The sequence below is a fragment of the Ammoniphilus soli genome, from assembly GCF_040813775.1.
The window spans coordinates 152777-164826 of record NZ_JBEGDL010000011.1; the positions used below are offsets into that span (position 1 = coordinate 152777).

The following is a 12050-nucleotide window of genomic DNA, read 5'->3' on the forward strand; positions in this document are numbered from 1 at the left end:
CTATATTGATGGTGAGGTTAAGGAATGAGTGGAAAAAGCACCTTTTGCAAGGTGCTTTTTATTATTTTTTCGCGTTCTCCCAATCAGCCAAGAATTTCTCTATCCCTTGGTCCGTTAAAGGATGCTTCAGCATCTGCTCAAACACCTTGTATGGAATGGTAGCGATATGGGCCCCCATCTTCGCGGCTTCCGTGACATGGATTGGATGACGGATGCTGGCAGAGATAATCTCTGTATCCAAGCCATGGGCATTGAAAATGTCCACGATATCGGAGATGAGCAGCAATCCATCCTGTCCGATGTCATCTAGCCGACCCAAGAACGGCGAAACATAGGTGGCTCCGGCGCGAGCAGCCAATAAGGCCTGATTCGCTGAGAACACGAGGGTGACATTCGTTTTAATTTGTTTACTGGAAAAATGCTTTACAGCTTTCAAGCCTTCCGCCGTCATCGGAACCTTGATTACGATGTTCTTCGATAGCGACGCTAGCTTTTCCCCTTCCTCAATCATGCCTTCCGCTTCTGTGCTGATCACTTCTGCGCTAATCGGACCATCCACAATTTCAATGATTTCCTTCAGGTTTTCAATGAAATCCCGGCCTTCTTTAGCGACAAGGGATGGATTCGTGGTTACCCCAGCCAAAACTCCCCACGTATGAACTTCACGGATTTCATTTACATTCGCTGTATCGATGAAAAATTTCATGCCGTGCCTCCTGGTTTGATTTATGCTTGGTTGCTGCTGCCGAATTCGCGCATTTTCGCTTTGACTGTTTCCTTGATCGTTTCACGAGCAGGTCCCAGATATTTGCGCGGGTCATACTCATTCGGCTTCTCTGCCAATACCTTGCGAACAGTTGCCGCAGAGGCCATTTGGTTTTCGGTGTTGACGTTGATCTTCGCCGTACCAAGAGAAATCGCACGTTGGATATCCTTGGTTGGGATTCCCGTTCCGCCGTGCAGGACAAGAGGTACTCCCGTTAGCTTTTGAATTTCTTCCATGCGGTCAAATCCAAGGTTTGGCTCCCCTTTGTAAGGTCCGTGAACAGAACCCAGCGCTGGCGCAAAGCAATCCACACCGGTTTCGCGAACCAATTGATCGCATTCAGCAGGAACCGCGTAGGCTGCTTCGGCATCGGATACGATCAGGTCATCTTCCTGTCCGCCAATGCGCCCAAGCTCGGCTTCAACGGAAATGCCCAACGCATGAGCCACGTCTACCACTTTCTTGGTGATCGCAATGTTTTCTTCCAGCGGATGATGGGATCCATCGATCATGACCGAAGTGAATCCGGCATAGATGGCTTCCACGCACTTTTCAAAAGATGAACCGTGATCCAAGTGAATGGCAACAGGAACAGTCACCTTGTACTCTTCCATCAGTGCTTTTACCATGGCTACAACGGTCTTGAAACCTCCCATGTAACGGCCTGCCCCTTCGCTTACGCCAAGGATGACAGGGGAGTTTTCCTCTTGAGCTGCCTGTAAAATGGCTTGAGTAAACTCCAAGTTATTGAGGTTGAACTGCCCAACCGCATACTTCCCTTCTACAGCTTTGTTCAGCATTTCTCTCATCGATACCAACGGCATGATCGATCCTCCTATTTATGCTTTTCTTTATACGGCCAATTGGCTCTTTACCGCCAATCGCAATTCATCAATATCAAAAGGCTTGGTGAAATGCGTGATCGCGCCAAGTTCGGTCGCTTCCTTGATCATGTCCAGCTCACCATAGGCTGTCATCATGATAACCTTGATTCCTTTATCAATCTTCTTGATTTCTTTTAATATCTCGAGACCGTCCATCCCTGGAATCTTCATGTCCAGGATAACCAGGTCTGGCGACTGCTTCGTTACAATATCCAGTGCCTCTTTTCCATTGGCGGCTTGAAAGGTCTCATATCCTTCCTTTCCAAACACTTCATATAGAAGCACGCGAATTCCATACTGATCGTCTACAATAAGCACTTTGTTTTGAGACATACCTGTTGATCCTCCTCTATGACGTGATGGGAAATTTAAACTTATTTTCCGTCTTATATCGCATTTACCATCCAATACATTCGTCGCAGAGGGAGAAAATTCCTGCTTCACGAAATCGATTTATTGCTTTAATTGGCGAGAAGCCTGAACAAACTTGCGGAACAAAGGCTGCGGGCGATTCGGACGGGATGTAAACTCCGGATGGAATTGGGTCGCCACGTACCAAGGGTGATCAATAACCTCAATACATTCGACTAAACGGCCATCAGGGGATGTTCCGCTAAAGCGGAAGCCCGCTTTTTTCATCTCTTCCCGATACTCATTGTTAAATTCATAACGATGGCGATGGCGCTCGTAAATCAAGGTACTGTCATAAGCTTGGAACACTAAGCTGTCTTCCTCTACCTTGCACGGGGAAAGGCCCAGGCGCATCGTTCCACCCATGTTCTCGATATCCTTCTGTTCCGGCAGCAGATCTATTACAGGATATTTTGTAGATGGATTAATTTCCGAGCTGTTAGCACCTTCATAACCTAGCACGTGACGGGCATATTCAATGCAGGCGATCTGCATCCCCAAGCAAATGCCCAGGAAAGGAACGCGATTCTCACGGGCATAACGCGCGGCTGTGATCTTTCCTTCTACCCCGCGGTCACCGAATCCGCCAGGAACGAGAATTCCATCTACATCTCCTAGCATGTCCCGAACGTTGGCATCTGTTACTTCTTCCGCATCCACCCACTTGATATCAATATCCGTTCCATTATCGTATCCGGCATGATAAAGGGCTTCTGCCACGCTCAAATAGGCGTCATGCAGGGCGACATACTTTCCGACAATAGCGATTCTTGTGGTATCTGACAGATTCTTGATCTTCTGGACCAATTGCTCCCATTCCGTCATATCCGAAGGACCTGCTTTTAAGCCCAGGTGATTAATGACATAATCATCCAGCCCTTGCTCTTTCAGCATAAGCGGTACCTCATAAAGGGTCTCTGCATCGCTAGCTTCAATGACCGCTTTCGGATCGATATCGCAAAACAGCGCCAGCTTATCCTTCATATCCTGAGATAACGGTTTTTCTGTCCGGCAAACCACCACGTTCGGTTGAATTCCAAGGCTGCGAAGCTCTTTTACGCTGTGCTGGGTTGGCTTGGTTTTCAGTTCCCCTGCAGCTGAAAGATAAGGAATCAAGCTGCAATGAATGTACATGACATTTTCACGGCCGATGTCGCTCTTGATTTGGCGGATCGCTTCAAGAAACGGCAAGCTTTCGATATCACCAACCGTTCCCCCGATTTCCGTTAGGACGACATCGACTTCCCCTGTACGGCCAGCGCGGAATACTCTTTCTTTAATTTCATTGGTAATATGAGGAATGACCTGAACCGTCCCGCCCAAATAGTCTCCGCGTCGTTCTTTATTAATGACGGAAGAATAGATCTTTCCTGTTGTCACGTTGCTATTGGAATTTAAATTCACGTCAATGAAACGCTCATAGTGGCCCAAGTCCAAATCCGTCTCTGCCCCGTCATCGGTAACAAAAACTTCTCCATGCTGATAAGGACTCATCGTTCCAGGATCGATGTTGATATATGGGTCCAGCTTCTGCATGGTGACCCGCAGTCCTCTATTCTTGAGCAATCGCCCTAGCGACGCTGCTGTTATACCTTTACCGAGAGAAGAAACAACTCCTCCCGTGACGAAAATGTACTTTGCCATAGCTACCCCTCTTTTCTGCATGATCCAACATGTCATTAGTTTCTATCTTTTGCAAGTGAAACAAAAAAAAAACAAAAGTCACACCCATTCCTTGATCGGTTGGGGGCACTTTTGTTTGTTATTTCTTTACATACCAATAATTAGCCCATCGAAAATATTACAAAAGGATGCAACTTGTTGTCAAGAAAAAATTGGCTTACTTCTCGTCATCCTCGTCATCGACATCTTCGCTCTCATCTTCATCTGCAAACTCTTCGTCGACTTCCTCTTCAAATTCTTCATCTTCTTCAAATTCCAGATCTTCTTCGTCTTCATCAACCTCATCTTCGTCCGCATCTTCATCGTCAAGGTTGTCATAATCCTCTACATCCGTGAAGTCCTCGTCCGTTACTTCTTCTTCATCATCGAAGCCGTAATCGTCATCGTCATCGTCGATTCCCTTCGCTCTTGCCAAGGCTTCAATGGACTCCTCGATCGCTTCCGTCGTGTACCATTTCTTCAAGCCCCAGTTCCCTGGGCTGATACAAATGAAGCGGCCATCCAAATTCATCTCCGTATAAACCTGAGGAACAAGCTCCATGAGCTCTTCATCAGTAAGGCCTTTCAAGTTTGCTGCTTCCCGAAAGATTTCCTTATAGTTCATGGTCTTGTTTGACTTATCCAACACTTCGTATGAAATATCTACAAGGGCAACTTCCTGCCACTTCTCTTGCTCTGGTGTGATATTTGCCAAGTTCCGCACTTCCCTTCTAGAAAAAATTCTATTCATCTAGTATTCCTATTTTTATATAAAATAGTACTAGTGTCAAACATTTCCTTGCAACTTTTTCTGTTTTATCTATGGTAAAATACAAAATATATACTACGCGATAGAAAGGGATCAGCCTATGACGTACAGCGTTTATTCTTCAATAGGCTCGACATTCGGAAAACTGCTCAGAGCGAAGCCCAAGCCCATCATTTTGGCGAAGGCCGTTACCCAGCGGCCCATCCCTTTCCTCCAAGGCTTCCGGGCCGGTTCCACCACCCTGAAACCACTGGAAGAGGGTATTATCGATGAAATTGAGGAAGACGTTTTTGAGACCATTTTCACCCTCAGCCTAGAGTTTAAGGGACTGCCCTATACCGTTACCATCGGTGAAGCCAAGGACTGCTGGATCTTAAAAGACGTTCGTCAAACCGGTAAAACTAGCTCTTCCTCTTCACGTCCTTCCGGCAGCGGTAATATCCGGAAGAAAAAGCCCATGCTGACTTTATCCTTTTTTGTTTTGGTCCTTGTATCCGTCGCAGGCTATATCTACGAATTTAAATTTAATAAAGAGCATATGGCTGAATCCAACCCGACCGTATATGAGGCGTTTGCTACAAAAGAAGCCGCGACCTCTGGGGAGCCTTCAGAAAAAGCTCCTGCTCAGGAAGAGGACAAGCTTGCCATCGACTGGGAAAAGGAAAAAGCTGAGCTCGAATCGAAGATCACAACCCTCCAAAAGGAAAATGAACAACTCAAAAAGCAATTGAAAGAAGCGGTCCCTTTCACCTTGTCCCCAGGAATGGATGCCCTTCAGCTGTCTCAGGCAGTAGAGGCCGCCGGCATTGTAGCCAATGGGCAAGAGTTTAACGAAGCCTTGGTCCGATTAGGCGCAATCGAGCATCTAAGTCCAGGCACCTACCTCGTTGTACCCGGCTCCAGCCATGAAGAGCTCATCGAGACCTTTACCAAAGGAGTAATAAAGAAGAAACTGTAGACTTCCCTGTGTGATCAGCGGGGGGTCTTCTTCTTTTTTCGAGATAACAGGAGTTTTTCCGGTTATTTCATTAGTTGGAGAGAAAAAAGGTAAAATAAGAGGAGTTATTCCTGTTAACCGCCACACCTCTTCTTTTTTCTCCTTCTAAGTAAAGGTTTATACGTTACCAAAGGAAAACAGGGTCAGACATTCCATCGTATGCCTGACCCCGCTCTTTATGACTTACATATTTCTCCGATACTGCCCGCCTACCTCATAAAGCGCCTTCGTAATTTGACCTAAGGAGGCCACTTTCACGGTCTCCATCAGCTCCTCGAACAAGTTTCCATTCGAACGTGCCACTTCCTTCAAGCGCTCAAGCGCTGCAGGGGCTTCTACTTTGTGCTGTTCCCAGAAAGCCTGGAGATTACGAATTTGAGTTTCCTTTTCCTCTTTCGTAGAACGTGCCAATTCAATTTCATAAGCATTTTCGTCTACGTTTGGATTGATGAAGGTGTTCACCCCGATGATCGGCAGCTCTCCTGTATGCTTCTTATGCTCATAGTAAAGGGACTCTTCTTGGATCTTCCCCCGTTGATATTGGGTTTCCATGGCCCCTAACACGCCTCCACGGTGGTTAATCCGCTCAAATTCAGCCAACACCGCTTCCTCAACCAAGTCGGTTAATTCATCAATGATAAAAGCACCTTGCATCGGGTTTTCGTTCTTGGCTAAGCCAAGCTCTTTGTTGATAATCATTTGGATCGCCATCGCCCGGCGCACGGAATTCTCGGTCGGGGTGGTAATCGCTTCATCATAGGCGTTAGTATGCAGGGAATTACAGTTGTCATAAATCGCAATCAAAGCCTGCAGCGTCGTACGAATATCGTTGAAATCCATCTCCTGGGCGTGCAAAGAACGGCCAGATGTTTGGATATGGTATTTTAGCTTTTGGCTGCGATCATTTCCGCTGTACTTGTGCTTCATGACCGTCGACCAGATGCGGCGAGCCACTCGCCCCAAAACGGTGTATTCCGGATCCAAGCCGTTGCTGAAGAAGAACGAAAGATTCGGTGCAAAGTCGTCAATGTGCATCCCCCGGCTCAAATAATACTCGACAAAGGTAAAGCCGTTCGCAAGGGTAAATGCCAGCTGGGAAATCGGATTGGCTCCCGCTTCCGCAATATGATAGCCGCTAATCGACACCGAATAGTAGTTTCGCACTTTCTTTTCGATGAAGTATTCCTGGATATCCCCCATCATCTTCAGCGCGAACTCAGTAGAGAAAATGCACGTATTTTGTCCCTGATCTTCTTTTAAGATATCGGCCTGAACCGTTCCGCGCACCACGCTTAAGGTGTAATCCTTAATCTGCGCTGCCTCTTTCTCATTCGGTTGACGGCCATTTTTCTCGACGAATTTTTCGATCTGCTGGGCAATCGCCGTATTCATGAACATCGCCAATATAATCGGTGCTGGACCATTGATCGTCATCGATACGCTGGTGGACGGATGGCAAAGGTCAAAGCCCGCATACAGCTTTTTCATGTCATCTAATGTACAAACGCTTACACCGCTGTTCCCGATTTTCCCGTAAATGTCAGGCCGATAATCAGGATCTTGGCCATACAAGGTAACACTGTCAAATGCGGTAGACAAACGCTTGGCTTCTTCTCCCTCACACAGGAAGTGGAAGCGGCGGTTCGTGCGATCTGGCGTCCCTTCCCCCGCAAACATCCGCTTGGGATCCTCATTCGTCCGTTTGAAAGGAAAAACCCCTGCCGTATAAGGAAAGTAGCCAGGCAAATTCTCCTTCATCGCCCATTTCAGCAATTCGCCCAAATCCTCATATTTTGGCAGGCTGATCTTAGGAATTTTATTTCCGGAAAGCGTTTCGGTATAAAGCTCCGTAATCAATTCTTTATCACGGATCTTCGTAATGAATTGATCCTTTGTATAGGCTTCACGCAGCTTGGGCCAGCTCTCCAGAAACTGCCTGCACTCCGGATGGAGCTTGTTTTCGTAAAACATAATCTTTTCATCCAACTTGGCCGTAAACTCTGCATCCCCTGAGAATAGCCCGCGAGTCCCGCGCAGTTGGAAAATTTTACGGGCAAAGCCCACTTGCTCTTCCGTGAACTTCCGATAGTTCCGGATGGTATACACAATCTCACCCAGATAGCTCACTCTCTCAGGCGGGATAATCATGTTTTTCTTGGTTACCTTGCTGATTTTAGCGTCGAGCTTCGTGGGCCAGCTGCCACCCGTCTTCTTCTCCACCGTTCTCATCAAATTGGCAAACAAGATGTTGGTTCCCGGATCATTAAACTGGCTGGCAATTGTTCCAAACACCGGGACATTTTCATCATCCAGCTCGAATAGATTCCGGCTGCGCTTATACTGCTTGCGCACATCGCGAAGCGCATCCTCAGAGCCCCTGCGCTCAAACTTGTTGATGACGATGAGGTCCGCATAGTCAATCATATCGATTTTCTCTAACTGGGTAGCGGCTCCAAACTCGCTCGTCATGACATACATGGAGATGTCTACCAAGTCAACGATCCCGGAATCTCCTTGCCCGATCCCGCTCGTTTCCACGATCACAAAGTCGTAGCCAGCGGCCTTAACGATATTGATGGCCTCTTTCGTAGCTCCACTCAGCTCGGTCTTCGAACCTCGCGTCGCCAAGCTGCGCATGAAAACCCGCGGGCCGTTGATGGCATTCATGCGGATCCGGTCGCCAAGCAGTGCTCCGCCCGTCTTTTGCTTGGAGGGATCGACAGAAATTATGGCAATTGAGCGGTCCGGAAAATGCTCAAGGTAGCGGCGGACCAATTCATCAGTTAAGGAGCTTTTTCCTGCTCCTCCGGTTCCGGTAATACCGAGGACGGGTACAGGAGAGGCTAACGTTTGCAGCTTTTCTAACGTAGCCGCTACGGTTTGATCCCGTTCTTTGGCTTCCACATTTTCCTCCGCCAACGTAATTAGCTTGGCAATGGCCCCCCAATTCTGTTCCTTTAATGCCTCTATTTCCTTTTCCACTTGCTTAGGTGTCGGCCAGTCCGTCTCCCGAACCATGTGATTGATCATGCCTTGAAGGCCCAGTTCGCGTCCGTCATCAGGAGAAAAGACCTTCGCAATCCCGTAGGTGTGGAGCTCCTTGATTTCGGATGGAACAATGACCCCGCCCCCGCCAGCAAAAATCTTAATATGCCCTGCACCCTTCTCTTGAAGTAAGTCATGCATATACTTGAGGTACTCTACGTGTCCGCCTTGGTAAGAGCTAATCGCGATTCCTTGTGCATCCTCTTGGATCGCAGCCGTCACGATTTCGTCCACCGCACGGTTATGGCCTAGATGAATCACTTCCACTCCTGAAGCTTGCAAAATTCGCCGCATGATATTAATGGACGCATCGTGCCCGTCAAATAGGGCGGCAGCTGTTACAAAGCGTACATTATGTCTAGGGCGATAGATTTCCGTTTCCATCCGTTTGCCTCCTCACTCTTTCCTACAGTTTTACCGGTTTCACCTCATTAAGCAATAAGCTCGTCTGTATCTCTACGTATTGGTCCAGCGTATAATGCTTGCGCAAAGCCCATCTGCGGAACGTCCACATCTCGGCAAACACAACGATATTATGGGCCATCAGCTTTACCGCTTCCGGATTGATTTTCAGCGAGCCATCCGTGATTCCCTTTTGGAGAATCCGTTCAAAAAATTCAGTTATTTGTTCTTCTCGGCGAAGCACGTAATGCATCGGTTCACTCGGGAGAGATTTAATCTCTTGGTAAATCAGCAGCACCTTGTCATCCACTTCGTCCATCACATGGAATATGCCCTTGATCGCATGACGCAGGGTTTCTGCCCCCGTACGCGATTCGACCATCGCCTCTTCCATTTTCTTTTCCACTTCCGAGTGGATGGAATCACAAACCAAATACAATACATCTTCTTTGGACTCAATATATTCATAAAGCGTTCCGATGCTAAAACCGGAAGCCCGCGCGATCTCTCTTGTCGTCGTTTTATGAAACCCCTTTGAGATAAAAAGATCAACGGCCGCTTCTACAATTTGCTCTCTGCGCTTTTCTACCAGTTTTTGATCCTTAACTAAGGATGGAATGCTTTTCCTTCCGCTTGCCAACTTATATCCCCTCTTTCATGAATTCCCTTTCGACTGAGCGTTAAGTCATACAATTACTATACCTTGAACCCGCTCGGGAAGCCAGGGGGTTATTCACATTAAGATAGAGGAAACCGCTCATGCCAAAGCTTCGCGATCTCCTCGGTAAAAGATTAGTCTTTCAAAAGGTAACCGGAGATGACTAAACGCTGGATTTCATTTGTTCCTTCATAAATCTGTGTAATCTTTGCATCTCTCATGAAGCGCTCCACCGGATACTCGCGGGTATAGCCATATCCTCCAAACACTTGAACCGCCTCTACCGTCACTTCCATGGCGATATCCCCGGCGAATAGTTTGGACATGGCCGATTGCAATCCATAGGAGATGCCTTGATCTTCGCGCCATGCCGCTTGATAGGTGAGCAAGCGGGCGGCTTCGATCTTCGTAGCCATGTCAGCGAGCTTGAATTGAATCGCTTGCTGCTTGGCAATCGGCTTGCCAAACTGGTTCCGTTCCTTCGCATAGTCCACAGAAGCATCTAGTGCGCCTTGGGCAATCCCTAAAGCTTGCGCTGCAATTCCGTTGCGCCCGCCATCTAGGGTCATCATGGCAATCTTGAAGCCTTCACCGACTTGCCCTAATAGATTTTCTTTCGGAACGCGGCAGTTCTCCATAATCACTTCCGTAGTGGAGGAAGATCGAATCCCGAGCTTCTTTTCCTTTTTGCCCACCGAAAACCCAGGAAAGCTCTTCTCCACGATAAACGCGGCTATTCCTTTATGCTTTAATTCCGGGTTGGTTTGCGCAAATACGATAAAGATATCAGCATAGCTTCCATTTGTGATGAAAATTTTCGAGCCATTTAATACGTAATCATCACCATCCAATACAGCCGTCGTCTTCATTCCCGCTGCATCAGAGCCTGAACCCGGCTCCGTCAAGCAGTAAGCCCCCATGCTGCGGCCTTCCGCCATCGCCCGCAAATATTTTTGCTTTTGCTCTTCTGTACCGAACTTATACACTGGCCATCCCGCCAAGGACGTATGAGCCGATAGGGTCACCCCTACCGAGGCATCTACACGAGAAAGCTCTTCCACCGCGATCACATAACTCAAATAGTCGGCCCCTACCCCGCCGTATTCTTCAGGCCACGGAATTCCGCATATGCCGAGCTCAGCCATCTTGTTCCAAATCCCCATATCCCAGCGTTCTTCTTCATCCCTTATTGCTGCTGTAGGGCCGCATTCGTTTTCCGCAAAATCACGAACCATCTTTTGCATCATTTGATGCTCTTCCGATAATAAAAAGTTCATCGTTTCTCCCTCCTCTGCCTGGTTTAATCTTCCAGTGAATATTTAGCTATAACGATTCGCTGAATCTCATTTGTTCCTTCATAGATCTGCGTAACTTTCGCATCGCGGAACAGCCGCTCGACCGGATATTCCCGTGTATAGCCGTAGCCTCCGTATACCTGAATAGCTTCTATTGCGGATTTCATTGCGGTATCGGCAGAAAAACGCTTTGCCATTGATGCTTCCTTCCCGCATTTGATTCCCCGGTTACGCAGGTCAGCTGCACGATAAACCAACAGCTTCGCAGCCTCTACTTGTGTGGCCATATTAGCAATCTTAAAGGCAATAGCTTGTTGCGCGGATATTGGCTTGCCAAACTGCACCCGTTCCTTTGCATAGCGTACCGAAGCTTCCAGGGCGGCTTCTGCGATCCCCAAAGCTTGAGCCGCAATTCCGATTCTTCCGTTATCCAAGTTTGCCATGGCAATCTTGAACCCTTCACCTTCGGCCCCTAATAGGTTCTCAGCGGGCACTTCAGCGTTTTCAAAGATTAACTCGCAGGTATTCGATCCGTGCAAGCCCATCTTTTGTTCCTTTTTCCCCACGGTGAAGCCTTTTGTATCCTTCTCTACGATAAAAGCGGATACCCCTTTTGCCCCTTTTCCTGGGTCGGTCACCGCAAACGTAATATACACATCAGCGGCTCCAGCGTTGGTAATAAAGATTTTGGAGCCGTTCAAAATATATTTATCCCCTTGCTTAACAGCTGTCGTTCGCATGCTGGCTGCATCCGATCCTGAGCTGGGCTCCGTCAGCGCAAAGGCCCCAATATATTCCCCTGCTGCTAATTTAGGAATCCATTTTTTCTTTTGCTCTTCCGTTCCAAAATAAAGAATCGGGTTGGTCCCCACGGAAGTGTGGACGGAGAGAATCACTCCCACCGTAGCGCTTACCTTGGAAATCTCGTGAATCGCAAGGATATAGGAGGTAAAATCCATACCTGCACCGCCGTACTTTTCTGGGATGGGAATTCCCATCAAGCCGTACTCTCCCATCTTGCGAATGACTTCCAATGGATACTCATCCGTTTCCTCCATATGCTCCACGATGGGGGCGATCTCGTTCTGGGCGAAATCGCGGACCATCTTTCTCATCATGTCTTGCTCTTCCGTAAAACGGAGCTCCATGCTTTATTCCCCT

General features: G+C 47.8%; 10 protein-coding genes. 1 reads left to right on the forward strand and 9 read right to left on the reverse strand.

Annotated elements, in window-relative coordinates; all coding sequences use genetic code 11:
* Positions 1-61: 61 nt before the first annotated feature.
* From fsa to rpoE, 5 genes are all read right to left on the reverse strand, one after another.
* On the reverse strand, positions 62-706 hold the full coding sequence (fsa, locus tag ABLT31_RS20760; RefSeq protein WP_367755228.1) for a fructose-6-phosphate aldolase: 645 nt from the start codon (positions 704-706) through the stop codon (positions 62-64).
* 20 nt (positions 707-726) lie between these two features.
* The gene (gene fba / locus ABLT31_RS20765; RefSeq protein ID WP_367755230.1) at positions 727-1590 is read right to left on the reverse strand and encodes a class II fructose-1,6-bisphosphate aldolase; all 864 of its coding nucleotides are present in this window, start codon (positions 1588-1590) and stop codon (positions 727-729) included.
* Between the two features lie 27 nt (positions 1591-1617).
* The gene (locus ABLT31_RS20770; protein WP_367755232.1) at positions 1618-1983 is read right to left on the reverse strand and encodes a response regulator; all 366 of its coding nucleotides are present in this window, start codon (positions 1981-1983) and stop codon (positions 1618-1620) included.
* Between the two features lie 120 nt (positions 1984-2103).
* On the reverse strand, positions 2104-3705 hold the full coding sequence (locus ABLT31_RS20775) for a CTP synthase (protein ID WP_367755234.1): 1602 nt from the start codon (positions 3703-3705) through the stop codon (positions 2104-2106).
* Positions 3706-3901: 196 nt separating this feature from the next.
* Entirely contained in the window at positions 3902-4438 is a 537-nt protein-coding gene (rpoE, locus tag ABLT31_RS20780) for a DNA-directed RNA polymerase subunit delta (RefSeq protein ID WP_367755236.1), read from the reverse strand.
* A gap of 154 nt (positions 4439-4592) precedes the next feature.
* On the opposite strand from rpoE, the gene ABLT31_RS20785 reads away from it, so the two are divergent.
* Positions 4593-5450, forward strand: coding sequence for a hypothetical protein (locus ABLT31_RS20785; protein ID WP_367755238.1), 858 nt, complete (start codon positions 4593-4595; stop codon positions 5448-5450).
* Between the two features lie 222 nt (positions 5451-5672).
* On the opposite strand, the gene icmF is transcribed toward ABLT31_RS20785, so the two are convergent.
* From icmF to ABLT31_RS20805, 4 genes are all read right to left on the reverse strand, one after another.
* Complete coding sequence (gene icmF, locus ABLT31_RS20790; RefSeq protein WP_367755240.1) at positions 5673-8918, reverse strand: fused isobutyryl-CoA mutase/GTPase IcmF; 3246 nt, start codon at positions 8916-8918, stop codon at positions 5673-5675.
* Between the two features lie 22 nt (positions 8919-8940).
* Positions 8941-9576: a TetR/AcrR family transcriptional regulator gene (locus tag ABLT31_RS20795; RefSeq protein ID WP_367755242.1), complete on the reverse strand. Its 636-nt coding sequence runs from the start codon at positions 9574-9576 to the stop codon at positions 8941-8943.
* 152 nt (positions 9577-9728) lie between these two features.
* On the reverse strand, positions 9729-10871 hold the full coding sequence (locus ABLT31_RS20800) for an acyl-CoA dehydrogenase (protein WP_367755244.1): 1143 nt from the start codon (positions 10869-10871) through the stop codon (positions 9729-9731).
* A gap of 23 nt (positions 10872-10894) precedes the next feature.
* Complete coding sequence (locus tag ABLT31_RS20805) at positions 10895-12037, reverse strand: acyl-CoA dehydrogenase (protein ID WP_367755246.1); 1143 nt, start codon at positions 12035-12037, stop codon at positions 10895-10897.
* Positions 12038-12050 lie beyond the last annotated feature (13 nt).